Origin of the sequence: Phocaeicola plebeius, assembly GCF_003437535.1 — a bacterium.
In the GTDB taxonomy this organism is placed as follows: Bacteria; Bacteroidota; Bacteroidia; order Bacteroidales; family Bacteroidaceae; genus Phocaeicola; species Phocaeicola plebeius_A.
In genome coordinates this window covers 56829-83171 of record NZ_QSQT01000009.1, presented here as the reverse complement: position 1 = coordinate 83171, position 26343 = coordinate 56829, and the positions used below count along the sequence as shown (strand labels likewise).

Here is a 26343-nt window from a genome sequence, read left to right as displayed (position 1 = left end):
AAAAGCCACACATAATAACAGCCGCCTATGAAAAACCGCCTATTCATTTTGTTATGGTGTATTCCCGGCTTTCTTTTTTCCGTCACTCCCAAGCCGGATGTAGAAAAACTGACAGAAACGGCCGATACTTATTATCAGGCAGGTAAGGTAGATTCTGCCCTATGGGCTATCGAACAAGCTCTTCAACTTGCAATGACAGAAAAGGATACTTGTGCCATGATGTCATGCTACACTTCACAAGGAGTCTACCTGCGCTCGTCCGGGAAACTCACCGAAGCAATTGCCGCCTACGACAAAGCCCTGCAATATGCGCCCCTTCTTTCCGGTAACAACGAAGAAAACTTACAGGCAATTACCACATTATACAACAACTTGGCTACGGTTTACTTGGATATGAAAAATCCGGCTCAGGCAGTAAAATACGCCTTAGATGCGGTTAAGCAGGCCGATAAATGTCAGGATAAGTCATTCCGCACACAGATTTATACCGTCTGTTCTTCCATTTTCATCACTCAAGAAGAATACGAAGCCGCCAAAACCTATCTGTCTAAAGCCATTGCCCTATCCCAGCAATTGCAACAGCCCGAAACGGAACTTGGTGCCCGCACATACTACCTGCTGACCTTGTTCCGCACCCAGGCATCTGCCTCAGAAATCCAGAAACTGGTAGAACAAACGAATGCACTTGCCGCTAAGGTCAACTCTACCATGGCACTTGTCAATTACTATCAGGTACTTTTCTATGTCCAGCAGACCCGTAAAGAATGGAAGGCTGCCACTCAGACTGCACAGAAAATCCTGCAACTGCCGGGCATCGAAAATTATCCGTTCCTGCAATATGACGTGTATAACAACCTTCATCTTGTCTACAAGGAACTATCTGAATTTCCACAGGCCTACCACACGCTGGAATTGGCCAAGGCACTCAGCGATTCGTTGTTCGTGCAAGAAAAAAGTCGCCAGCTGGAAGAGCTTTCCGTGAAATATGAAACCCAGAAAAAGGAGCTGGAGTACCAGAAGCTGCAGGAAAAGCGTCAAAAGGAAAAGCAGAATCTGCAATTGAAGATTACGTTTCTGTTAATCCTGATGGCTATAATGGCCTTCGTTTCACTCTACTTTATCCAAAAACAAAAACTCCGTATCGAACGGCAGAAAAGAGAAGCAGAAGCACAAAAGCGTGAATTCGAAACTTTGCAACGCGATACGGAACGCAATGCCACACGTGCCTACCTGAAAGAGCTCGAGAAAGAACGCAACCGTCTGGCCAAAGAACTTCACGACGGCGTTTGCAACGACCTGTATGCACTCGAGATGAATGCCTCCACACTCAACGAATCGTGGAAAGAACTCCTGCGCACCAGTCGGGAGAACATCCGACGTGTATCCCACGAACTGCTTCCTCCTACCTTCCAGGAAACGACTTTAAAGCAAGTATTACAGAACTATGCAGAACGGATGACCTCTGCATCATGCAAAGTCACCCTGACCACTCTTCCCGAAGAATGCGACTGGTCTGTACTTCCGGAAACTTATTGTCTGAACATCTACCGCATCATTCAGGAGGCTACCGGCAATGCGCTCAAACATGCCTTCCCCACGGAAATCCATCTCACACTGGAGTGGAAACTTCCGAATCTGGAACTCACCATTTCACACAACGGGAAATTCAGCTCTACCTCAGAAAAAGGTATCGGGCTACAAACTATGAAAGAAAGAGTGATGGCAATGAAAGGACACATTTCAGTTGAAGCAGAAAAAATACAAATCATTATTCCGCTTTTCCTATAGAAAAACTACGGCTTCCCGTGGGCATTATCTCAAGAGGGTTGCGTACTTTTGTTAACAAATAAAAAGACAAGTATTGCATGAATTTGAATGTAGCCATCGTAGACGACCATCCTCTTGTGCTGGAAGGCCTAAAAAGCCTGCTTCTTCAGACTGAAGGCATAGAACACATCTATACTGCCCAAACAGGTTCACAACTGGGCAGTTTGCTCGCTCTGCATTCAATTCATCTGTATATCATCGATTTAGACCTGCCTGATATAGACGGTTTTGAACTGATTCACCAGATTAAACAGAAATCTCCGGAGGCCAAGATTATTGTCAGCACCATGCACGAGGAAATCTGGATTGTCAACAAGCTGAAACATCCTGACATTGACGCTGTGGTATTCAAATCTTCCGCAGGGAAATACATACAGAAAGCCTTACAGGCTGTTTTAAAGGGGAAAAAATACTATTGCCCGCAGTTTCAGAAACTCTATAAAGAAAAAGATAAAATCGGACACACGCCCGACACGCTTGATTCCGCTCCCACCATTCGGGAACTGGACGTGCTGAAAGCCATAGCCAAAGGAATGAGTACCCACGAAATATCCGAATGTCTCTTTATTTCAGAGAATACAGTAGAATGGCACCGGAAAAACCTGATGGTGAAGTTCGGGGCCAAGAACGCCACCGACCTGGTCATCAAAGCCCTTTCAAAAGGTTATCTCAGTATTCCGCTGAAATAAGTATTGCTTTGTTTTATTTTATGTTTCACCTAAATTATCTGCTACCATGAAAAAACTGATTTATGCAGGACTTGCCTGCTTTATGCTACTGGCCGCTCAAGCTTGTTCCGGAAATGCACAAAAATCCACTTCTGATGAAGCCGTCCAGGAAACTGTTTCTCAACCAGTTTCAGACCCGGTATACGACAAAATCATGAACCTGATTGAGGAAGCGACTGCCAAAATCAAGGAAAATCCCAATCCGCAAGAAGCCATGAAAATTATGGCAGAAACCAGCAAGAACATTGATAAGTGCTGTGAAGAAAATGGTATCACCCTTTCCGATTGGAAAAAGAACCTGTCTGACGACTTAAAGAAAAAATACGAAGAAGCAACTGCTAAATTCTTGGAAGCCTGCGAAAAAATAAAATAACCTTTAAATAAATACGTTATGAAAACATTAGCTTATTATTTGTTAGGCATCTTCTCTTTATGCCTCCTGAATGCATGCAGTGACGAAGAAAACCCAACTCCGGAACCTCCTCCTTCCAAAGGACAGGAAGAAGTACAAAAAATTGTAGAAGTACTGAAAGAAAGCAATCCGGAAGTCAGCCAGTTTGTAGAAATACTGGAAAAAGTGAATGTAGCCGACCTGACACAAGACGAACTGACCGTCTTTGCTGTAAAAAACAAAAATACCGCAAGCCGTGCTGCCGTATTGGATACCGCTTCCATCAAAAATCACATCGTCAAAGGACGCTATGCCAAAGAGGATTTAACAGATGGCAGTACCCTGACCAGTATCAGTAACGAAACACTTTATGTGACACGTACTGAAAATGACGTACAAATTAATGGAGTCAAGATTGAAGGCAATGCTATTCCGGCCGGAAACAGCTATGTGTATGTCGTTCCTGAAGTGATTCCGACAGCAGAGGTTCCTTTGGTTCCTTTACATGCAACCACCATTATCACCAAGTTACCTACAGGAGAAGCACTTGCAGGAGTCAACATCGAAGCAAAAGATGGAAGAGGAAACCTGCTTGGCACTTTCACCACGAATGAAAACGGTGAAACAATTATTCAGCATCAAAGCGATACATTGAGTTATGTGATTAGTAAAGAAAATTTCTCTAACCTGCACGACGGCTTCTTAATCGCAGGAATGGACGAAAACGGAAATTTAATATACGCCGACTTAAACGGAGATGGCCTGATAAACGTGGATGATAAAGTAAGCAGTGACCCTTATACTTACTTCGTGAATTACAAAGATCTTCCGGAAAACAGTCTGACAAAGACTCACTACATGACAGAGATAAAAGAGGAAGAAATCAATGTGCCTGAAGTGGAAGCACTATGGAAACAATCATTTGAGACATTCCTTACTCAAAGCAAAAACATGGAATTCAGCCTGTTATATGATAAAAGCTTTGACTATAACATGATTGAATATACCTCCAGTACTTTCTGGGATTTTGCTTATCAAACAATAGACGAATGCAAAAAATACCTGGAACAACTGACTTCACTCAATACCGCAGAAGGATGGGAAGCCTCCTGGAATCTAACCGTTGACTTAGGAGTCATTCAAAGCCAGTTGTTCGGATATTATGGTAAACTCATACCTAATGACACACAGGAAAGTCAAGAATACTTGATTTACTATCTGACTGATTTAGTAAATACATTTGACACGGAGAAACAATTAGCAGCCAGAGCCCTACTTGCAAAGATTTCCCTACTTTCTGGAGCTTACGACGCTGCTATCCAAGAATGCCAATATATTTTGAATACCAACGCATTCGTTTTAGACCCACAGGCTCTAAATAATCTTGAAAGTAAAGAAGTTATTTGGGGAGGATATAAAGACAATTTCGGTAATCCCGGAGGCGACTACATTCATCCAGTTCTGCTGCGTGAAGTCTACCTTATGGCTGCCATCGCTTATTCTCAAACCGGAAGAGAAATGGAAGTCACAGAAGTTAAAAACATCTTAAACGAGGCATTCTCTATCGAAGGTGCAGAATGGAAAGACTACATCAATCTGCTGCAAGGAACCGGAAGCGCTTATCCATATTACCGGTTGCTGAACATACCTATCGAGCAGACAGGATTCAACCCGAACAAACATTTCTATCTCCCCATTCCTCAAACTGCACTCGATACTTATCCAGGAATGAAGCAGAACTCTGGATATTGATTCTCTCTTACTCTCTCTCTAACACAAAAAAATCCCAGCCAGAAATATTTCCGACTGGGATTTGCTTAATATCTGAAAGGGGAAGATTACATCATACCGCCCATGCCACCCATTCCCGGAGCAGCCATCGGCATTTCAGGTTTTTCTTCCTTCTTTTCTACGATGACACATTCTGTAGTCAGGAACATACCTGCGATAGAAGCGGCATTTTCCAATGCTACACGAGTAACCTTTGCAGGATCAACTACACCGGCAGCATGCAAGTGTTCGTATACATCTGTACGAGCATTGTAACCGAAGTCACCTTTACCTTCACGTACTTTCTGTACTACAACTGCACCTTCCTTACCAGCGTTAGCTACAATCTGACGAAGCGGTTCTTCGATTGCACGCTTGATGATTTCGATACCTGTAGTTTCATCTGCATTGTCACCTTTCAAGCCTTCCAATGCATCGATGGCACGGATGTAAGTTACACCACCACCCGGTACGATACCTTCTTCGATAGCGGCACGAGTTGCACACAAGGCATCATCTACACGGTCTTTCTTTTCCTTCATTTCTACTTCGCTGGCAGCACCTACGTAAAGAACTGCTACACCACCTGACAATTTAGCCAGACGTTCCTGCAATTTTTCCTTATCGTAGTCAGAAGTAGAGTTCTTGATTTCAGCCTTAATCTGATTGATACGTTCCTGAATCAATTCTTTCTGACCTGCACCGTTTACGATAGTAGTGTTTTCCTTAGAAACAGTTACCTTGTCGCAAGTACCCAACATTTCGAGTGTAGCCTGTTCCAGTTTCAAACCTTTTTCTTCGCTGATAACTACACCGCCAGTCAATACGGCAATATCTTCCAGCATAGCCTTACGACGGTCGCCGAATCCCGGAGCCTTCACAGCACAAATCTTCAACTGACCACGCAGACGGTTAACTACCAAAGTAGTCAACGCTTCGCTGTCTACATCTTCTGCGATAACCAACAAAGGACGTCCGCTCTGTACAGCCGGTTCCAGGATAGGCAAGAAATCTTTCAGGTTAGAAATCTTCTTATCGTAAATCAGGATATACGGATGTTCCATCACGCATTCCATCTTTTCAGTATCAGTTACAAAGTAAGCAGACAAGTAACCACGGTCAAACTGCATACCTTCTACCACACCAATTGTAGTATCTGTACCCTTAGCTTCTTCGATAGTGATAACACCGTCTTTAGAAACTTTACGCATTGCATCTGCAATCAACTTACCGATAACCGGGTCGTTGTTTGCAGAAATTGTAGCAACCTGTTCAATCTTATCGTAGTTATCACCTACAGTTTCAGACTGAGCCTTGATAGATTCCACAACCTTTGCCACAGCCTTGTCAATACCACGTTTCAAATCCATCGGATTTGCACCGGCAGTTACGTTCTTCAAACCAACACCTACGATTGACTGAGCCAATACAGTAGCAGTAGTTGTACCGTCACCTGCATCATCACCTGTCTTAGAGGCTACAGATTTTACCAGCTGAGCACCTGTGTTCTGGAACGGATCGCTCAATTCCACTTCTTTTGCTACAGTTACACCATCCTTTGTAATGTGAGGGGCACCGAATTTCTTTTCGATGATTACATTACGACCTTTCGGGCCCAGTGTTACTTTCACTGCATTAGCCAGTTCGTCTACACCTTTTTTCAACTGATCGCGAGCGTCAATGTTGAAGAGAATATCTTTTGCCATAGTGAATTTCCTTTCTAATCTTAAATTCGTTAATTACCTAAATTATCCCAAAACTGCCAGTACATCGCTCTGACGCATCATCAAATACTTCACACCTTCGTATTCGATTTCAGTACCAGAATATTTACCATACAATACAGTATCACCTACTTTCAAGACCATTTCTTCGTCTTTAGTGCCATGGCCAACTGCCACTACTTCACCCTGCAACGGTTTTTCTTTCGCTGTGTCAGGAATAATGATACCACCGATTGTTTTTTCTTCTGCAGGAGCCGGAAGAATCAGGACTCTGTCTGCTAATGGTTTAATGTTCATAATGCTATAATTTAGTTTATATTTTATCGTTTATCAAATGCGTTAAAGCACCTATCTTTCTGCGAAAAGCGTGCCAAAACAAAAGACTGACATTCTGACATAAACAACCTGACAGTCCTGGCCGTCATACTGACAATTCTGACATCCAGCCTTACACGCAAACAAACTTCCGTTATTGGAGATGTATCGAAAAATAATTATCTTTACCACCTAAACCTAACATAATAAATATATGAACAGACCTCTGCAAACACTTACTTTAGCCGCTGCACTTTCCTGCACAATGGCTACGGGTTGGGCTTCCATTCTTACACAAATGCCCAATCAACAGAACAATGACTACGAAATGTTTATGGAAAAAATCCGGAATACAACTATTAAAAATCCTTCCATTGACAAAGATCTAGCTTTGTTTCAGGAAAACGGCTCATTTAGCGACATTGATTATGATGATACCCAGATGACCAACTGGACTCCGATTCAACACATTGAACGTTTGTCGGATTTTGTCTACGCATATACCAACGAAAAGAACAAATACTATCAGAACGAAGATTTATATCAGAAAATTGTCAAAGGATTAGAATACTGGTATGACGTAGATTCTGAAAGTGACAACTGGTGGCACAATCAGATTTCCGAACCACAGAAACTCGGGGTGCTGCTCATTCAAATGCGCATTGGAAAAAAACAGATTCCACAAGAACTGGAAACAAAAATATTGAAACGGATTCAGGAAACAGGCGGAGACCCGGCTAAATGGACAGGTGCCAACCGTACAGATATTGCTCTACACTGGATTTACCGTTCTTGTCTGACACAGAATGAAGCCGATTTAAAAACAGCTATCGACAACGTTTTCAATCCGGTGGTATATACCACAGAAGAAGGATTCCAACATGACAACAGTTATTTCCAACATGGAGAACAGCTTTACATCGGAGGCTATGGAGATGAAATTCTTAAAGGTGTTACCCAGGTAGCTTCCTATGCATTGGGCACACAGTATCAACTGGATAAAGAGAAAGTGAAGCTGCTCAGCAAGTTCATGCGCGAGACTTATTACCGTACCGTACGCGGTCAGAATATGTCGTTCGACGTGGTAGGACGCAGTGTAAGCCGTCCGGGATTACTGAACAAACGAACCACTACCACTTATGCCCAGCGAATGATTGACATCGATCCAACTCATGCCGATGAATACAAAGCCATCATCGCCCGCCTGAACCGAAAGCAGCCTGCTGACTATCAGGTAACCGCTTCACATACCCATTATTTCCGTGGTGACTACTCATTACATGTGCGTCCTCAATATAACTTTGACGTACGTTTGGCTTCTACACGCACGAAGAAATGTGAATACGGCAACAAAGAAAACCTGAAAACCTATTTCATGTCCGACGGATGTACCAACATTGTACAAACAGGCGATGAGTATTTCAATATCTTCCCAGTATGGAACTGGTGCCATATTCCGGGTACTACCGCTCCTCAAGTAGAAAAAATACCGATGGATCCGAAAGCATGGGGCGTGTTAGGTACTTCCACATACGCAGGAGGAGTTTCCGACAGTATTTATGGAGCTACGGCATACGCTTACATGGATACCAATCCTGAAGTAAACACCGGAGCCAAGAAAAGCTGGTACTTCTTTGATAACGAAGTGGTATGTCTGGGAGCTGGTATACAATCCACTTCCACTTATCCGGTTCACACCACTGTCAACCAATGCTTCTTGAAAGACGGCATCTTAGTTGACAAGGGAGGTAAAGAAGAGACCTTAGCAAACGGAAGTTATACCTTGCAAGCCCCGCAGTGGGTATTGCATGACAAAATCGGCTACTTCTTCCCACAGAAAGAAGAAGTGTTCCTGACAGCCCAGACACAGAGCGGACGCTGGTATGACATCAACACCAGCAAATCGAAAAAAGAAGAAAAGAGGGATGTCTTCACATTGGGTATCAATCACGGTGTGGCTCCGAAAGACGGCTCATACGCTTACATTGTAGTGCCGGGAAAAACTTCCGCACAAGAGATGGAAGCCTATCAGAAAGAGAATGCCATCGAAATTCTGTCGAACAATGCAAAAGTACAGGCTGTTCGGAATACCAAACTGAATGTCTGGATGGTAACTTTCTTCGAAGCTGGTACTTTCAAACATAAAGAATTGAGTGTTACCGTAGACAAGCCATGCATATTGATGGTAAAAGACATCAACGCAAAATCGGCCAATCTGCATATTGCCGACCCGGGACAAACCCAGTCGCCCATTCAAGTGGAACTGAAAATCGGTAAGAAGAAACAAGCGCTCACAGCCGACTTCAGCCAAACAGGCATTTATGCAGGAGCTACCAAGCAATACACTGTAAAACTTTAATCTCAATATGAGACAAAAAAGAAGCTCCATGGTACACTCAACTCAAGGCCATGGAGCTTCTTCTTTTTATTGTTCTTCCGATTCCGAGAATAAATCTCTTGCAGGAGTCACCGGTGTCGTGCCCCTGTCCGCTTCCTGCCGGATACGGGAGGAGAACCTCTTTTTCGAAGTGATGCCCAATTCCGTCAGCATATCCGCCTGACGAATCAGGTTGCCTTTTCCCTGCGAAAGCTGCCCCAACGCATTCTTGTAAGCCGTGGAAGCTGCCTGTAAAGAATCTCCAATCTTTTCGAAAGTCTCGGTAAATCCTACCAGTTTCTCATAAAGCACCGTTCCTCGCTTGATGATGTCCTGAATATTTTTCACCTGATACTCCCGCTTCCATAAATCCAAGGCCAATCGAAGCGCTGCAATCAGGTTGGTCGGACTAATCAATACGACCTTCTTCTGGTAAGCATAATTCCAAATGTCCGGATCGGCCTGCAAGGCCAACAAATAAGCCGGCTCGTTCGGCACGAACATCATTACAAAATCCAATGAAGACACATTGTAGCTGGAATAATCTTTCCGGCTCAACTCATCAATGTGGGCTTTCACAGAAGCCAGATGTGCTTTCAAGTACTGTTCACGCTGCACGGCATCCTCACAGGCCACATAGCTTGCGTATGCCGTAAGCGATACTTTTGAGTCAATAATCACCTGACGGTTATCCGGATACACCACCAGCACATCAGGCTGCATCCGCTGTCCCAACTCGTTTTTAAGCGGTTCACCGTGTTCATCTTTCAAGAATTCCTGACGGAAATATTCTTCCCCTTCCCTCAGACCGGAATTTTCCAAGATAGTCTCCAATATCATTTCACCCCAGTTTCCCTGCATCTTGGAATCTCCTTTCAAGGCACGAGTCAGGTTGTTGGCATCGTCGCTAATCTGTTTGTTCAGCTGCATCAGTTCCTTGATACGGTCTTCCAAAGAAAAGCGTTGCTTGGATTCTTTATCGTACACCTCTTCCACCTGATGCTTGAATTCTTTCAAATTCTCTCCAAAAGGTTTCAACAAATTACTCAAAGTTTCTGAACTAAGCCGGTTGAATGCCTCCGTCTTCTGCTGGAAAATCCGGTTAGCCATATTCTCAAACTCCGTATTCAGTTGCTTCCGCAATTTCTCCACTTCTTCCTTCTGATTCTCCAACCGTTCTTCCAGGTTGCGACGCTCTGCCTGTGATGTAGCCAGTGCACGACCTGCCTCTGCCCATTTCCCAGAAAGTTCATCGACCTGTCCACGCAGCCTCTCCGTATCCTTCCGATACTGCTCTGTCAGCAATTCAGCACGTTCCTTTTCCGCCTTCAGCAAATCCTGGGCATGCTGTTGGTTCATCTGTAACTCCGACCGCAAAGAAACGGACTTCCTCGCAGCCCATAAATAGCCCAGCAATCCTCCTACTATCACGCCAACAACCAAATATACAATTTCCATATTCTCTACTAATTTTCGAAACACCTATAAAAAAACACAGGTTTCACGAAACAGAAGTCCGAAGCATCTGCCTCTTCCGTCTTCTTCCGTGAAACCTGTGTCCTTTTTATTTATGATTAACGCTCACGCTTATCCGTTGATGGCAGCTACCAGTTCGTCCGGAGTAACCAGCGACTGTTCGCCGCTTGTCATATTCTTCAGCATGACTTTTCCTTCTTTCATTTCATTTTCACCCACAATGGCTACAAACGGTACCATCTTTGCATTGGCATAGCTCATCTGTTTCTTCATTTTGGCAGCATCCGGGTAGATTTCTGCACGAATACCAGCCGCACGTACCTGTGCCAATACCGGCAATACATACGCAGCCTCAGCTTCGCCAAAGTTGACGAACAGCAACTGTGTACCGTTCACCGCTTCTTTCGGATACAAATCCAACTGGTTTAGTACGTCGTAAATACGGTCAGCACCGAATGAGATACCCACTCCCGACATGCCTTCCATACCGAACACACCGGTCAGGTTATCGTAACGGCCACCTCCACTGATACTACCAATCTGTACGTCCAGTGCCTTCACTTCAAAGATAGCACCCGTATAATAGTTCAATCCGCGAGCCAATGTCAAATCCAGTTCTACTTCCGACTGAATACCCAGTCCGGCAATCGTCTTCAGGATAAATTCACTTTCTTCTACTCCCTTCAAGCCAGTCTCGCTGGCAGCCAGCACATTCTTCAACGTAGCTATTTTCTCTTCATTCGAACCGCTCAACAGAATAATCGGCTGCAACTTATCAATGGCTTCCTGCGGAATACCTTTTGATGCCAGTTCCGCATTTACATTGTCCAAACCAATTTTATCCAGTTTGTCGATAGCTACTGTAATATCTACAATCTTATCAGCTTCTCCGATAATTTCGGCAATACCTGTCAGAATCTTACGGTTGTTAATCTTGATGGAAACACGGATACCAAACTTCTGGAACACGGCATCAATCATCTGTACCAATTCCACCTCATTCAGCAGAGAGTTACTGCCCACCACATCGGCATCACACTGATAGAATTCACGGTAACGTCCCTTCTGCGGACGGTCGGCACGCCATACCGGCTGAATCTGGAAACGCTTGAACGGGAAAGTGATTTCATCACGGTGCATTACCACGTAACGCGCAAAAGGAACTGTCAGGTCATATCGCAAACCTTTTTCACAGAATTTGCTGGCCAATTTTGCTGCATTGCGGCTCAACAGTTCTTCATCTGTCAGTCCAGAAAAATAGTCACCTGAATTCTGAATCTTGAAAAGCAGCTTATCGCCTTCCTCTCCGTACTTACCCATCAAAGTAGACAGGTTTTCCATGGAAGGAGTCTCTATCTGCTGAAAGCCGTAGCGATAGAACACCTCGCGAATGGTGTTGAATATATAGTTACGTTTCGCCATTTCTACCGGCGAAAAGTCTCTTGTTCCTTTAGGTATACTTGGTTTTGTTGCCATAATGAATCAGTCTTTAAATTAACGGGGCAAAAATACGAATAAAATTTCTACCTTCCGCATACAAAACGAAAGGATTTCATGCTTACTCGCGACGATTCATATAAATCGTTACGTAGTAAATCAGCGTAGCCAGTGAACCCAAGGCAGCTACGACATACGTATAGGCAGCCGACTTCAAGGCATCCGTAGCCTGCTGATGATTAAACGCATTGGTAATTCCGGCACTGCTCAACCATACCAGTGCACGACGGCTTGCATCAATTTCTACCGGAAGAGTAATGAAACTGAACAACGTGGTCATGGCAAACAGACAGATACCGATAAGCAGCAGCTGAGGAAAAGAGTTGACCATCAGAATACCAGCTAACAACACCCAAGATACGATGGAAGAAGAAAACTGTACCACCGGGACCAAAGCCGAACGCATACGCAAAGGCGCATATCCCCGTGCATGCTGTACCGCATGTCCGCACTCGTGAGCTGCTACAGCTGCAGCAGCCACACTCGCACTACCATAAACCCCTTCACTCAAATTTACCGTCTTGTTCATCGGGTTATAATGGTCAGTCAACATACCCGATGTACTGGTCACCGTCACGTCGTAAATACCATTGTCACGCAGCATCTTCTCCGCCACTTCCTTTCCTGTCATGCCATTGGTCAACGGCATCTGGGAATATTTTTCAAATTTACTCTTCAGGTTTGCCTGAACCAGGTAACTGATAATCGCAATACCTATAAATACAATCCAAATCAACATAATTTCTTCATTTAAATGTTATACTAATTCTTTAGCAAAAACCTTGCCAAAAGAAAGGTTGTCAGTCATTTCTGCCCAAAGATAAAGATTTTATTTTTCTATTCAGGCAACTTTACGTAATTTTGCTCCGTATTGAAAGAAAGACCATGATAGTTTGCATAGCCGAAAAACCCAGCGTGGCACGCGACATCGCTGATGTGCTGGGAGCCAAAAACCGAAAAGAAGGATACATTGAAGGAAACGGATACCAGGTAACCTGGACATTCGGTCATCTGTGTACCCTAAAAGAACCGCATGAATATACTCCTTCGTGGAAAAGCTGGAGTCTGAGCAGCCTGCCCATGATTCCTCCCCGCTTCGGAATCAAGCTGATAAACGACAGCGGAATAGAAAAGCAGTTTCACATCATCGAAAAGCTGATGCAGGAAGCTGAAATGATTATCAACTGCGGGGATGCCGGCCAGGAAGGAGAACTCATCCAGCGGTGGGTAATGCAAAAGGCCGGTGCCAAATGCCCGGTCAAACGACTCTGGATTTCCTCACTGACGGAAGAGGCTATACGCGACGGATTTGCCAACCTGAAAGACCAGGCGGAGTTCCAACCGCTCTACGAAGCCGGACTGAGCCGCGCCATCGGTGACTGGACTTTGGGCATGAATGCCACCCGACTATACACCTTGAAATACGGACAGAACAAACAGGTACTTTCCATCGGACGAGTACAGACTCCGACTCTGGCCCTGATTGTAAAAAGACAGCAGGAAATAGAACACTTCGTACCCAAGCAATACTGGGAACTGAAGACGGTCTACCGCGATACGGTGTTCTCGGCCATCGTACGAAAGAGCGATGAGGAACTGGCTGAAGAGGCTGAAAAAGAAAAAGAGAACCCTTCGGCCAAGAAGAAAACACAACCCGATGCCAACCGTGGTATTCCGCAGATTACCGACGAACAGACCGGAAAGGAATTACTGGAACGCATCCGGAATGTAGACTTTACCGTAACCGAAGTCAGCTCCAAGAAAGGAACGGAAGCGCCTCCCCGCCTGTTCGACCTGACCTCTTTGCAAGTGGAATGTAATAAAAAATTCAGCTACTCGGCCGACATGACTTTGCAGCTCATCCAGTCATTATATGAAAAGAAGGTGGCTACTTATCCGCGTGTGGATACCACTTTCCTGAGTGACGACATTTATCCCAAGTGCCCTAAAATTCTGGAGGGCTTGAAAGACTATGCCGTTTACACGACGGCATTAAGCGGAAAACCACTGATTAAATCGAAAAAAGTATTCGATAACAGTAAGGTGACCGACCACCATGCCATCATCCCCACCGGGGTACAACCGCAAGGCCTCAGCGACATGGAAAAACGGGTGTTCGACCTGATTGCCCGCCGCTTCACCGCTGTGTTCTATCCCGACTGTAAGTTTTCTACCACCACCGTCATCGGTGAAGCAGACCAGATAGAGTTCAAGGTAACCGGAAAGCAGATTCTGGAACCCGGCTGGCGCATAATCTTTGCCAAGGACGTTCCGGAAGAAGGGAAGGAAAACGAGGAAGAAAGCGTATTGCCTGCTTTCACCAAAGGAGAAAGCGGCCCGCATAGCCCGATGCTCAACGAGAAATGGACACAGCCGCCTCGTCCCTATACCGAAGCTACCCTGCTGCGTGCTATGGAAACTGCCGGAAAGCTGGTGGACAATGATGAACTTCGGGATGCCCTGAAAGAAAACGGTATCGGTCGCCCTTCTACCCGTGCAGCCATTATCGAGACCTTGTTCAAACGGCATTACATCCGCAAGGAACGCAAAAACCTGATTGCTACTCCTACCGGAGTAGAACTGATTCAGCTAATTCACGAAGAACTCCTGAAATCGGCCGAACTGACCGGTATCTGGGAAAAGAAATTGCGCGAAATCGAACGAAAAAGTTACGATGCAGGTACCTTCTTAGCTGAATTGAAGCAGATGGTCACCGAAATAGTCTACAGCGTACTGCGTGACAACAGCAACCGCCGTGTGACCGTTACGACTGATGACAGCCCTAAAATTCCGCTGAAAAAAGCAGCTGCCCCTAAAAACGGTGAAGAAGAGCCCAAGAAAAAAGCGGCTCCCCGCAAGCCACGGGCCAGCAAGAAAGCAGCCACTCCCGAAGCCCCTAAGGAAGACAACCTGCCAGCCGATGACAGCATCTTAGGAAAAGCCTGTCCTGTATGCGGCACGGGCATTATTATTAAAGGAAAGACGGCCTACGGATGCTCTCAGTGGAAAAACGGATGTAAATTCCGCAAGCCTTTTAAAGCGTGAAATATTTCCCGCCCTATATACTAAAACAAAAATTCCTGAAGAATTCCTGTTCACAAAGCAAACAAAGAATTTCTTCAGGAATTTTTATTATTAGTTTTTCAATATAACGTGATACTCTACCCCCTTCTCTGTCTGGAAGGTATATAATCCCTTATCAGACGCTGTAACAGGAACTTCCTCTCCCGAAGCAGCCTCTACTTTTTGAATCACAATATCAGGACTATAAATTGTGCATTCATTTCCTGAACCAGAGACTAATGTACACTCCTGAAGTACATGTTGTTTCCATTTTAAATTAAAAGTAAAGTCCCCTACTGCACGTAACCCATCTATACACCCTTCAGGCCATGCAGCAGGTAACGCAGGGAGCAACTGAATAAAACCTTGATGACTCTGTAAAAGCATTTCTGCCATCCCAGCAGTAGCTCCGAAATTACCATCAATCTGGAAAGGAGGGTGAGAGTCGAACAAATTCTCATATACACCTCCTTTGTCGTTATCCATACTTATTACAGTCAAAGAAGAAAGACTCAGTGCAGATTTAAGCAAACGGTAAGCATGGTCTCCATCCTGAAGACGGGCCCAGCAAGCTATCTTCCATGCCCGACTCCATCCTGTTCCCAAGTCACCTCTGGATAGCAAGGTTTGCTTTGCTGCCTCAGCATATTCTGGTGTTCTATAATAAGAAATTTGATTACCCGGATAAAGAGCAATTAAATTAGAAAGATGACGATGCTGGTTTCCTAAAGTATCCAGTTGCCAAGTATCATATTTCCATTCTTTTATTTGTCCCCATGAGCCAATTGTAAGTCCATTATCCAAACGAGCAAATTTGTCCTTCAATTCTTTCTCAAAAGCCTCATTCTGTTGTATTCCCTTTTGGTGGAAAACTTGTAAGGCCTGAGTTGTTTCACTAAACAGTTGCCAGATTAACTGCTGGGCATACGATACACCATCCTCCCACGGTCCTTGTTCCGGTGACCACTCATCAGGAGCAACCAATTTGCCATTTTCATCTTCTTTCAAACGATCAAACCAATACTCACAAGTAAGCTGCATAACAGGAAATGCTTTTTCAACCAAAAAGTTCACATCCTGTGTATAAAGATAATGTTGCCATAAATGCATGCAATACCAGGCATTAGCTGGCCGATTTATATTCCAGTCCGTATAGCCAAAAATATTGCTTTGGGTTTTAATTGCCCATCCTCTAAGTCCTTCTTCCTGAGCAACCTTCTGCCAGCTTCCATCCGATTTAAGAGCTTCTTTAAAAATATAATTCAAGAAAGGAGCATGGCATTCGGACAAATTACAATTTTCAACAGGCCAATAATTCATTTGTACATTAATATTACTGTGGATGTCGCACTCCCATGGAGGAGTATTATCATTATTCCATATTCCTTGCAAATTACTAGGCAAGTCCATGCCGCGCGAAGAAGCCAACATCAGATAACGGCCATACTGAAAGTAAAGCATATCCAGATAAAGACTTTCTTTATGGAATTTTACAAGTTCATCTGTAGGAATCACCGGTAAAGTTTCAGTTAAATCAAGTTTCACACGTTGAAACAAAGGACAATAATCTTTCATGTGACTCTGTTTCAACTGTTCATAACCTTTTATTGAAGCCTTACAAATCCGGTCAGATATACGAAGATGCAGTTCTTCAGATGTCTCATCTATGTAGGAAGGCGATGAAAGGCTGAAATTCGTAGCCCCCGTCAATAATAATGTCACGGCATCTGCATTCTTCACCACCAACCTGTCCCCCTCTATAAACAAGCTGCCTCCCTCATTCATAACCTTTAACTGAGCCTCGTAAGAAAGTAAATCCAGTTTATTCTGCAATAATAAGGTGGTATTATCCTTGCATCGTGTCACCCCCTCACGGCCATCCTTCAAAGTCACTGAAAAACTTAACTTTCCTTCATTGCCCAGTGTGATTAAACGGGCCACAATCATGCTATCCGGGTGACTTGCAAAATACTCACGTTCATACGTAACACCTTGCCAATCGAATGTTACACGACCTATTGCCTCATCCAATGAAAGTTCCCGATAATAATTCTCTACTTTACAAGAATCAATTCCTTCAAAATCAAGGAATACATCTCCAAAACTCTGATAAGCCCCTCGCAATTCCTGACTCCCAGACCACAAGGATTTTTCATTAAACTGTAGCTGTTCACGAGCTATTCCGCCCAAAAACATTGCCCCTAACTCTCCATTTCCAATCGGTAGAGCAGACTTCATCCAGTTTGTTGCCGGACGGTTATACCACAGCTTCATTTCAACAGTGGATTCTTGCTTGCAGGATAACATAAAAAATGTAATAACCCCGCATAAAATCGACACAAATTTTCTCATAAATATAAATTCCACAATTATTTATAATACAGTTCCTTTTACTAACAATTCTGACAAGATAGCTTCTTTCCAATCTGCAAATTTAATACGTATAAAACGCCCTGTATTTTTGCCCTTATCAAGAACTAACCGATGAGTTGTATCTGCTTTCTCAATTTGTGGATTATCACATATTGTATTCCAGCTTTCTTTATCATCCGAAATTTCTACTATATAATAAGACGGAGATTTCCCTGAAAGAAAACCGAGTTCTATCTCCTTCAATTCCAAAAACTTTTCAGTATCCAGTATCCAATAAGGTGAAGTATCTCCGTTGGCAGCTTTCCAATAAGTATCAGGATTCCCATCTGCCGCCATACCGGGTGCATGCCCCTCTTTACTGCTGCTGGCAAAAACCGGATTATTCCGGCCGAAAGTCTGTAACTCACTCATGCCCTGCTCACGTACAAAACGAACATAAGGGCGATATGATACAATTGGAGTTACTCCTTCACGATATACATTATCTCCCACAAATTCTATTTCAATTCGTGATTTTTCCAAACCGTCTGCACTTGCTTCAATCACGGTTTTCCCAGCATAATATGAACGGAAAGAGATGGCAGCCTGCCCGTCCATGATACGGATGTCACTTCCTTCTTCAAAACGAATGGATCGTCCTGTAGGAAATTCACCCGGACCTGAAATAACTTTCAAATCTACTGTAGGAGTAGAAGATACCGCTTTCCCTGAAGCATCACAAACAGTAAGCCATAGTTGTACATCATCTGTACCATCAGTCTTCACCCCCTTTATCTTACTTGCTTTTAACTTTAAACGTGCAGGATTATCTTTCCCCGGCCATTCAGGAGGTGCAATACCCGCATATTCATTCCGATACCAATACCAGGAACGTTTCGGAATACGGAAATAGTCCACAATCCCCATTTTTCCCAACGCACTTCCAGCAATACTACCATGGTCAAATCCACACCAGATAGCCTGTCCACTGCGCCATGAACGTCCTTTCCAACCTTCATCACGTTGTAAGTCACTCCATCCAGGAACGTATTCACCCGGACGGTCAGCCGTTACACTTCCATATTCTGACACCAGATTAGGAATACCCGGATTTTGAAAATCAGGCTGTGTGGCACCATCTCCATTATATCCGGCAAGGTCTCCAATACGGTCAATTCTTTCATCGGCTAAAGGACGTTGTGCTCCTCCCACGGCAGCTGGTCTTGTAGCATCCAGTTGATGAGCCAAATCCACCATCCGCTTCAGTAACCTACGTACTCCCGTCATTGCTTCCGGGGCAGAAAAGAATGCTTCATTGCACATACTCCATGCCACAATGGAAGGATGATTACGATGAATACGTATCATTTCACGCAATTGCTGCAAAGCACTCTCCTCAAAAGCCTGCTCATACTTTTTTTCTACAGGATAGGCGCTGCTGTTCCAATAGCCATCCGGCTTAAATCCTCCAATTCCCCAAAATGGAGCTTCCGACCAGAATAAAAGTCCTGTTTCATCACATGCTTGTGAAAAAGCTGGCGCATGAGGGTAATGCGATCCTCGAATTAAATTAAAACCAGCCTCTTTTATCATATTTACATCCCTGTACATTGCAGCTTCAGTTACAGCATCTCCCCAACCGGCCTGATCCTGATGTACATTGGCTCCTCTAATATAAAAATGATGTCCATTCAAGAAAAATCCTTTATCAGCCGTCCATTCAAACCAGCGAAAGCCAAAAGAAGTTTCCAAAGAATCAATCAATCTATCATTGTGATATACCAAACTTACAGCTGTATATAAATTCGGATGCTGCGGGCTCCATAAAGCCGGATAATCAACCGGTTTAGTCAACTGCATAAATATTTTCTTTCCACCGGCAGCCACCGTTTCCGTAGTCTCTACTGTGGCTACATTCTTTCCATTACAATCCAGAATCCTAGTTTGCAAACGATAAATTCCACTCTTATTACTCTCATTGCATATTTCCGTTTCAATCTTTACTCTTGAATAACGTCCTTGCTGTTCTGCCAAATCAGGAGTTGTGATAAACATACCATACCAGGAAATATAGCAATATCCTTTTTTCACCAGACGCACATTTCTATAAATACCTCCACTAAACACATGCTCCCCAGCTCTCGGAGCCACATCCGGTTTCCATAAATTGTTCACTCTTACAGCTATCAGGTTCTTTCCCTTTTTTATCCATGGAGAAATATCTACAGAAAACCCCGTATATCCTCCCACATGTTTCCCTGCCATTCTTCCATTGACAAAAACCTCAGCTTCCTGAAACACCCCGTCAAACTCCAGAAAAAGTTTCCTCTTCAAATCTGCCGCACTTAACTGGATCTGTTTCCTATACCATCCATAGCCAACATAAAAGTCTTTCGACATAAAATAAGGGATACTGAAAGAATGAGGAAGTCCTACATTCTCCCAAGAAGTATCATCAAAATCTTCTTGTTCTGCATGCTCATGATCTCCTTTGGAGTATTTCCAACATGAATTTATTAAAAGTTCCTCACGAGGCAAATCCTTCGCATATAAAGTACACGCACATATCCATATCAAAAGACATGAGAATATTCTAAAGTCCTTCATAAAATTCATAAATTTTACTGATAATACATTCCATTAACTATTTCACCCAATTCATATATTGGCAATCTTTATATATACTTTCATTGGTAAAAGGCCATACCTTTTCAATCAGCAATACATCCTTTAACCGATTCAGTTTATCTGCTGATTTTCCACTTTCAGCTATTGGAAGATATTCCGAATGTTCCATTGATCCCACTCCTCCTAATATAACAACATCCAGTAAATGTCCGGCATCGTCTATAGACTGAGAATACTCTTGCTCTGACAAATGATTCAAATTCACAGCCAACCCCATGTTAGCACTTACACCAATTTGCTGTAACATTTGTTTTTGCTGCTTTACGTCTGCAGCTATTCTAAAACGAGTATTAGTCAATAAAATTTTAAGTTGTCTCTGTCCTGCATACTCTGACAAAATCTTAAACGATTCTTTCATCTTATTGTAGATCTGCTGTTCAGAGTAATTAGCTTCAATAGGAGCCTGCGTAGTAAACAGTGCTCTTTTTAGTCCTAGATGTCCCATTTTACTCAACACATCCTTATAATAATCCATACTTCTTTCATAATATACAGGAACAGCATCACATAATGTCAATCCAGGAAAATGATTAATCTCTTCAATAAAACTAACAATGACCGAAAGTCCTATCTTATCCCACCATTTTTTCTCCTCCAGCAAAGCATCCAAAGATTTATTAGCAATATATTCAGCTGTTACACACACACCACCAAATGCATCAAAAAAGCAATCGACTCCTGAAACAGCTTTTCGTATATCTTTTTCATAACGCTCCAAGGTCAAAATATGATTTTCGTTAACCGGTAAAACTTTTTTATCGACTGTTACATCCAATTGCTTATTTACACACCTTTCACGCATTGCCATATAAACATCATCCCATTCCAGTATTGAACAATCCAATAACCTGAAATTCTTCCCATAAGACCAGTTAGAGTTTTCCGAAATAGAATCAATAAAACAAATATTATAATATGCCCTCATTTCATCTGGACACTGATTCTTATAAGCACAAGGAATTAACAATGAATGTTTTCCGTATAGCAACTGCAATTTCTTACTTATTCTATTTAAGTCATCTTTTGTACGCTGAAAAGCTGACTTCTGAATATCAAAAGTCCAATAACCAGAATCAAAGCCACTGCGCAAATCTGCAGCTATATCAAGTGACTGTAGCGTATACCACTCATTTTGGCGCGCCAAAGCCTTATCATCCATTTGCAAAACAGCCCTCCCATCAACAGCCACTCCATCAAAATAATCAAAAAAAGTAGGCATTGTCCTAATTACCTCTTTCAGGTACATCATATTATCGGTAGCCAAGTAGGAACCTGTTACGGGTGAAACCTGATTTATTTTTCTCATCACATTTATTTTTTCATTTTTCACCGTTACATCAAATAGACGAATATCCCCTCCATAGATATGTGATTCATCATCTTTACCTTCTACTTCTCCCTTCATCTCATGAGGCCAATACCCGGCACAACTGAAAAGCTTATTTCCTGTAGAAAGTTCATTTATTGTTTCTATATCACCTATATGTGATTCTATTTTAAATGGAAGACTTTTCAACGTATTATTATACACAGCAAGCCGATATTTTCCTTTACCTAAATAGTTTACTATATACCCTAAATCTTTACCTACCGAAAATAAATTTACAGATGAAAATAATTCATCCAAGATTGTTTCAAAATGGCTCAACAGACGATAAGGACGCTCCAAATAAGTATTAAACTCCCCTCTATGCCAACTAGAAGGAGGTTGTACTCGATAAGGTTGAGAATTTAAACCAAACTCTGTCAATGACAGAATTACCCGTCCCTTTCCTACTGGAATACACCAAACCGTAGGAAATTTTCCCACCTTAGCCATGATTTGCGCATTCTCAGGCAAATCAGCCTTATATAGTCTAAATGCAGCCTGCTCAACGATTTGTTCATTTCCTACTTTCACTTTAGTTCCTGCCGGGAACAAAGTATTTTTCTCTATAATTTTCCATTCCGGCCAAAAACGAGCAGCATTTTTAGCCGTAACCACAAAGGTTCCTCCTTGTAATACATAATCATTTATTTTATCAGTCAATTCTCTTCCTCCACTAAACAAATCACCAGCAGCTACTATCACTGGATATTGCTTCATTGTTTCTACACGAGCATCACTCAATAACGCGTCTACATTCTCACCGTAAGGAGTTGCGCACATGGCCCCAGTTTCATCATAAAAAAATCCACTTCGCTCATAATGTGGATAAAACATGCTGACAAGAGCATCCGTCAAATAATCTCCTGAGGAATATGGCATACCATTCCAAACGCGAAATGAAGCTGCAATATGAGAAGCAGGCATCCAACCTGAATAAAAATCATTCAATAAAGCAATCTGAGTAACCATAACTCCAGGCTGCCCATATTTATGTACAAAATCCACGCAATCATTATGCATTATCCCAATGGGAGAAAGTTTTCCACGATTAGTGGCCCAAGCTCCTTCACACCATCCATGTTCCATACTCAAAATTGTAGAATTATACATATATTGAGTATAATAAGAACGCTTCATAAGCGACAAACTTCCACCATTTTTAAACCCATTTTTATCATCATAAATTTTGCATCCCCATGAATCAAAAACAGATACATCACCATACCACAATATGCCATATTGCTTCCCTGCTCCCCTTAAATGCATGTATTGTACCTGTCCGTTAGTTATCTTATTCTGAGTCTCCGAACCAGCCAGCATAGTATATCCTTCTTTTAAAATGGGATGCCAATACCAAAGTACACTTAATGCACTGCACCAGTTTCCTAAATCACTTGCTACCCGATCAAAATAAGGTTGTGAAGCCAAGTATTGCTGTTTTTTATCAGGTATATAAGGTTCTATAATATGCCGATATGTAAAATTAAAACGTCCATCTTGTTCTCCTACATCAAAACCCGTGAACTTATTTCCTATATACCTCTGAATCTGATCTATCTGCCACTTCGGAACAATACATTCTCCAAATCCACCATATACAGGCATAGCAGATCCCGGTCCATATCCACCTATATTATGCACAAAGAAATTATTCTTCGACATAAATTGCAATCTCCGAGTGAAGTTCTTATCACACATCAATGAAAGTCCTGGCCTATATACATCACCTTTTACCTCAGCTACCTCTGTTGAATCTATAGGGGTGTTACGCCCCACTACAAACTGGGTCTTATTGCCAAAATCTTTCCACGATAGCGAGGGATAAGGCCTTCTATAATATTCAGGATAATCTTTCGGCTCTACCAAATAAGGATATATTGCAGGGGTTATTGTCAAACTTTGAGAATAGTTTGTCTTACACGTTTCCTTTTGTTCTATGGTTTCAGCAGCATACCCTTCAATACTGACAATCGGTAAAAAAGAAGAAAGCAGATATAAAATATAACGGTATCTCATAACACTATATAAAAAACAAATCAACACACTAGCTAAGAGAAATGTAATAAATAGCTTATCACATTTCTCTATAAACCTATAACAAATTAGAAGCCGCCACTCCAGATATAAGATATGGACAAATCATCTATCAATAAATTCATATTATCTAATTTTGATTCTATTGTAAGATTAAATGTGTCTCCTACCTTAATTAATCCCGTTTTATAACTAAACTTTGTCCATTCCCCAACATTAGAATAGACTTCATTTGTTCCAAAAGTTGAATACACATTAAAACTTCCATTTTCTTTTCGAGCCATAAAGCTTATCACATAATAACCATCATACAAAGCACCTCCCCAATCATGAAGAATCTGTAACTTACCTTCTTTTATTATTAATTGCTTTGAGCCCGAATATGCTTCCCCCGCTACGACTATAGGGCTTCCCTCCGTATAATATTGTGTACGTTCAGCTATTTCAGTCCAAGGTTGTATTACATAACCATCCTCATATTTTTCATAATTATCCAAACATAAATAAGCTTTGTTTCCAGTAGCCGAAATTCCAGTCTGTGAAATCCCATTATAATTATTTGAATAAAGTGTATATTCTGTGGGAACATCTGTAGCATCATAATCAATAAACTGATTTTCAACTACATCTGCATAAAAAACATCATTCTTATATAATTTATAAGAAGTAGCAAAACGCCCAGTTGTCCACGACAATACACATCCTCTAATATCATCTACCGAAGCTTCAAATTTTATTGGAGCACGTGGAATGATTCCATTTGGAATGCCCAAATATCCAGAATCTGAGGCATAAGTAGAAGAGCGCCATCCCATAGCATCCACTGCATAAACTCTATATTCAGTCAATGTATCAGGTGCTAAAGCATCTTCATAAGACTCTACATACAAACTATCTGCTATTACTTTTAAACCACGAACCAATGTATAAAATGCAGTTCCTTCAACCTTATCCCATTTTAAAAAGACAGAAGTATCCCCACGTGTAGCAGACAAATTCTCTGGTGAAGCTATTCTATTAATAGCATAATCTTCTTCATTACAACCAACATATACAAAGGTTCCAATAAACACAAAAACTATAAATAACAACTGTTTCATAATAAATTAATTTTATTAATACCCAGGATTATTAGGAGAAAGATTTGGATTTGCATCAATAGCACTTTGCGGAATAGGCCAAAGTTCATTCTTTCCAGAAACAAACACTTTATGAGATCCAAAATCATATTTTTCATCCGATGTGATTCCATTTATCACTTGATCAGCAATACCCCAACGACGAATATCAAAATATCTTAATCCTTCAAAAGCAAATTCCCACTTTCTTTCATTCTGTATCGTATTCATCATCTCAGATTGAGATTGTCCTCGAGGCACACGTGCAATACCGGCTCTATCTCTTACCTTATCTAATATGTCATAAACAGAATCGTCTATTTGTCCAAGCATTGTTTTAGCCTCTGCATACATCATTAACACATCTGTATAACGTAAAACAATAAAATCAGACTCATCTTCATTTGTCCAGTCTATTTTATCATCTTCATTCATATATCCTTTATTTATTGTTAAAGGATAATCATTTGCGCATTGAGCACTTATATTGCATACATATTCAGACGATTCATATAAAAGGCCATTAACCATTGAATAATCACCAATATAAAATGTGCTTTCAAACCTAGGGCCTCTATTCGCCCATTTTTGTTCCGGATCATAAGCTCTTGAACCCTCTTCCACTGTTTTACCATCAATTAAAGGATATGAATCTATAAATTCAGGTAATACAGAAACTGTTTCCCAAGAACCATTCATACTGGCTTCTGGCAGTCCTGGTAACTTACTACCAAACGTTGTATTAAAGGTGCTTCCCTGTTTATATCCTCCCGCAGTATATTTTAAGGCAAATAAAATCTCTTTATTATCTTCATTTGAATTTGAGAAAATGTCTTTATAATTATCCAAGAAACCAATTTCAGATGGATTTTGCTTTTCCAATTCCATTAATTCCAATGCACTCTTAATTGTATTCTCATAATCCTCTGCATATAAATAAGCTCTTACCTTCATTCCAATTGCAGCTTGTTTTGTTGCAATCCCTTCACGAGAATCATAAGGAGTAACTTCTAAGTTTGTTGCAGCCAATGTAAGATCTGGAATTATAATTTTTTCCATAATCTCTGAAAAAGGACTTCTTGGCAATTTTGATTCCTCAGGAGTATAAATCTTATCAACCAAAGGAACATCACCCCATAAACTTGTCAAACGAATATAACATAAAGCCCTTACAAAACCTATTTGCCCTGTTACATACTTTACAAAATCCTCATCAAAATTATCAGCTTTTGCCTCTATTTCTGCCTTAATTGTATTCGCCCATGAAATTGCATAGTACAAATTTTTATACACAAGATCTACATTTCCAGTCACTGCATTTAATTCTCCTCGTGAAATATCAAACCAAGGTTGTGTCCAACTGTTCTTCCACATACAAACATCCGCACAAACCTCCCAATACAGATTCCCAAAATATGCACCTCCAACAGCATCTGCATCCGTAGGCCGAAGTATTGCATAAAGCCCTGTTATAGCCTGATTAAAATCCTCTTGAGTATTAAAAAATGTCTCTTTTGCCAAAGAATCCTCCGGTTCCAACTCAATCCAATCATTGCAACTATAAAAGAAGCATGACATAAAACCCAGTACTAATAAATATATCTTTTTCATATT

General features: G+C 41.9%; 16 protein-coding genes. 6 read left to right on the top strand and 10 right to left on the bottom strand.

The genetic code is table 11. The features are described from left to right. Positions 1 to 27 precede the first annotated feature (27 nt). The 4 genes from DXD04_RS06130 (at position 28) to DXD04_RS06115 (ending at position 4698) form a co-directional block, all read left to right on the top strand. Positions 28 to 1788: a tetratricopeptide repeat-containing sensor histidine kinase gene (locus DXD04_RS06130; protein ID WP_117671776.1), complete on the top strand. Its 1761-nt coding sequence runs from the start codon at positions 28 to 30 to the stop codon at positions 1786 to 1788. A gap of 77 nt (positions 1789 to 1865) precedes the next feature. Next, positions 1866 to 2516, top strand: a complete 651-nt coding sequence (locus tag DXD04_RS06125; RefSeq protein WP_117671774.1) for a response regulator — start codon at positions 1866 to 1868, stop codon at positions 2514 to 2516. A gap of 46 nt (positions 2517 to 2562) precedes the next feature. Next, on the top strand, positions 2563 to 2928 hold the full coding sequence (locus DXD04_RS06120; protein WP_117671772.1) for a hypothetical protein: 366 nt from the start codon (positions 2563 to 2565) through the stop codon (positions 2926 to 2928). 18 nt (positions 2929 to 2946) lie between these two features. Next, on the top strand, positions 2947 to 4698 hold the full coding sequence (locus DXD04_RS06115; RefSeq protein WP_117671770.1) for a fasciclin domain-containing protein: 1752 nt from the start codon (positions 2947 to 2949) through the stop codon (positions 4696 to 4698). A gap of 86 nt (positions 4699 to 4784) precedes the next feature. Here DXD04_RS06115 and groL read toward each other — a convergent pair whose 3' ends face one another. Both groL and DXD04_RS06105 read right to left on the bottom strand, forming a co-directional pair. Then, positions 4785 to 6422 carry a chaperonin GroEL gene (groL, locus tag DXD04_RS06110; RefSeq protein ID WP_007562045.1) on the bottom strand — a complete coding sequence of 546 codons (1638 nt, stop codon included), beginning with the start codon at positions 6420 to 6422 and terminating at the stop codon, positions 4785 to 4787. A 42-nt stretch (positions 6423 to 6464) separates the two neighbouring features. Next, positions 6465 to 6737: a co-chaperone GroES gene (locus DXD04_RS06105; RefSeq protein WP_007562047.1), complete on the bottom strand. Its 273-nt coding sequence runs from the start codon at positions 6735 to 6737 to the stop codon at positions 6465 to 6467. A 232-nt stretch (positions 6738 to 6969) separates the two neighbouring features. Here DXD04_RS06105 and DXD04_RS06100 point away from each other — a divergent pair, with 232 nt between their 5' ends. Further along, positions 6970 to 9114 carry a polysaccharide lyase 8 family protein gene (locus tag DXD04_RS06100; protein WP_229035432.1) on the top strand — a complete coding sequence of 715 codons (2145 nt, stop codon included), beginning with the start codon at positions 6970 to 6972 and terminating at the stop codon, positions 9112 to 9114. 66 nt (positions 9115 to 9180) lie between these two features. On the opposite strand, the gene DXD04_RS06095 is transcribed toward DXD04_RS06100, so the two are convergent. The 3 genes from DXD04_RS06095 to DXD04_RS06085 all read right to left on the bottom strand — a co-directional run bounded on the left by DXD04_RS06095 (position 9181) and on the right by DXD04_RS06085 (position 12844). Next, positions 9181 to 10590 carry a DNA recombination protein RmuC gene (locus tag DXD04_RS06095; RefSeq protein WP_117671768.1) on the bottom strand — a complete coding sequence of 470 codons (1410 nt, stop codon included), beginning with the start codon at positions 10588 to 10590 and terminating at the stop codon, positions 9181 to 9183. A 129-nt stretch (positions 10591 to 10719) separates the two neighbouring features. Then, positions 10720 to 12084: a histidine--tRNA ligase gene (gene hisS, locus DXD04_RS06090; RefSeq protein WP_007562052.1), complete on the bottom strand. Its 1365-nt coding sequence runs from the start codon at positions 12082 to 12084 to the stop codon at positions 10720 to 10722. Positions 12085 to 12166: 82 nt separating this feature from the next. Further along, positions 12167 to 12844, bottom strand: coding sequence for a zinc metallopeptidase (locus tag DXD04_RS06085; RefSeq protein WP_022053971.1), 678 nt, complete (start codon positions 12842 to 12844; stop codon positions 12167 to 12169). Between the two features lie 146 nt (positions 12845 to 12990). On the opposite strand from DXD04_RS06085, the gene DXD04_RS06080 reads away from it, so the two are divergent. After that, positions 12991 to 15150: a DNA topoisomerase 3 gene (locus DXD04_RS06080; RefSeq protein WP_117671764.1), complete on the top strand. Its 2160-nt coding sequence runs from the start codon at positions 12991 to 12993 to the stop codon at positions 15148 to 15150. Positions 15151 to 15240: 90 nt separating this feature from the next. Here DXD04_RS06080 and DXD04_RS06075 read toward each other — a convergent pair whose 3' ends face one another. The 5 genes from DXD04_RS06075 to DXD04_RS06055 all read right to left on the bottom strand — a co-directional run bounded on the left by DXD04_RS06075 (position 15241) and on the right by DXD04_RS06055 (position 26340). After that, entirely contained in the window at positions 15241 to 17442 is a 2202-nt protein-coding gene (locus DXD04_RS06075; protein ID WP_259296031.1) for a glycoside hydrolase family 95 protein, read from the bottom strand. A 99-nt stretch (positions 17443 to 17541) separates the two neighbouring features. Further along, positions 17542 to 20136 (bottom strand): glycoside hydrolase family 2 protein, encoded by a 2595-nt coding sequence (locus DXD04_RS06070; protein ID WP_373103998.1) that lies wholly within the window; start codon positions 20134 to 20136, stop codon positions 17542 to 17544. Between the two features lie 28 nt (positions 20137 to 20164). Next, positions 20165 to 23593 carry a hypothetical protein gene (locus DXD04_RS06065; protein WP_117671758.1) on the bottom strand — a complete coding sequence of 1143 codons (3429 nt, stop codon included), beginning with the start codon at positions 23591 to 23593 and terminating at the stop codon, positions 20165 to 20167. A gap of 86 nt (positions 23594 to 23679) precedes the next feature. Next, positions 23680 to 24711: a hypothetical protein gene (locus DXD04_RS06060; protein ID WP_117671756.1), complete on the bottom strand. Its 1032-nt coding sequence runs from the start codon at positions 24709 to 24711 to the stop codon at positions 23680 to 23682. Between the two features lie 15 nt (positions 24712 to 24726). After that, complete coding sequence (locus tag DXD04_RS06055) at positions 24727 to 26340, bottom strand: RagB/SusD family nutrient uptake outer membrane protein (protein ID WP_117671754.1); 1614 nt, start codon at positions 26338 to 26340, stop codon at positions 24727 to 24729. Positions 26341 to 26343: the final 3 nt, after the last annotated feature.

Bases quoted from the DNA above. Each gene is read 5' to 3' on its own strand.
- DXD04_RS06130 (WP_117671776.1), top strand. From the start codon at position 28: ATGAAAAACCGCCTATTCATTTTGTTATGGTGTATTCCCGGCTTTCTT.
- DXD04_RS06125 (WP_117671774.1), top strand. From the start codon at position 1,866: ATGAATTTGAATGTAGCCATCGTAGACGACCATCCTCTTGTGCTGGAA.
- DXD04_RS06120 (WP_117671772.1), top strand. From the start codon at position 2,563: ATGAAAAAACTGATTTATGCAGGACTTGCCTGCTTTATGCTACTGGCC.
- DXD04_RS06115 (WP_117671770.1), top strand. From the start codon at position 2,947: ATGAAAACATTAGCTTATTATTTGTTAGGCATCTTCTCTTTATGCCTC.
- groL (WP_007562045.1), bottom strand. From the start codon at position 6,422: ATGGCAAAAGATATTCTCTTCAACATTGACGCTCGCGATCAGTTGAAA.
- DXD04_RS06105 (WP_007562047.1), bottom strand. From the start codon at position 6,737: ATGAACATTAAACCATTAGCAGACAGAGTCCTGATTCTTCCGGCTCCT.
- DXD04_RS06100 (WP_229035432.1), top strand. From the start codon at position 6,970: ATGAACAGACCTCTGCAAACACTTACTTTAGCCGCTGCACTTTCCTGC.
- DXD04_RS06095 (WP_117671768.1), bottom strand. From the start codon at position 10,590: ATGGAAATTGTATATTTGGTTGTTGGCGTGATAGTAGGAGGATTGCTG.
- hisS (WP_007562052.1), bottom strand. From the start codon at position 12,084: ATGGCAACAAAACCAAGTATACCTAAAGGAACAAGAGACTTTTCGCCG.
- DXD04_RS06085 (WP_022053971.1), bottom strand. From the start codon at position 12,844: ATGTTGATTTGGATTGTATTTATAGGTATTGCGATTATCAGTTACCTG.
- DXD04_RS06080 (WP_117671764.1), top strand. From the start codon at position 12,991: ATGATAGTTTGCATAGCCGAAAAACCCAGCGTGGCACGCGACATCGCT.
- DXD04_RS06075 (WP_259296031.1), bottom strand. From the start codon at position 17,442: ATGAAGCTGTGGTATAACCGTCCGGCAACAAACTGGATGAAGTCTGCT.
- DXD04_RS06070 (WP_373103998.1), bottom strand. From the start codon at position 20,136: ATGAATTTTATGAAGGACTTTAGAATATTCTCATGTCTTTTGATATGG.
- DXD04_RS06065 (WP_117671758.1), bottom strand. From the start codon at position 23,593: ATGAGATACCGTTATATTTTATATCTGCTTTCTTCTTTTTTACCGATT.
- DXD04_RS06060 (WP_117671756.1), bottom strand. From the start codon at position 24,711: ATGAAACAGTTGTTATTTATAGTTTTTGTGTTTATTGGAACCTTTGTA.
- DXD04_RS06055 (WP_117671754.1), bottom strand. From the start codon at position 26,340: ATGAAAAAGATATATTTATTAGTACTGGGTTTTATGTCATGCTTCTTT.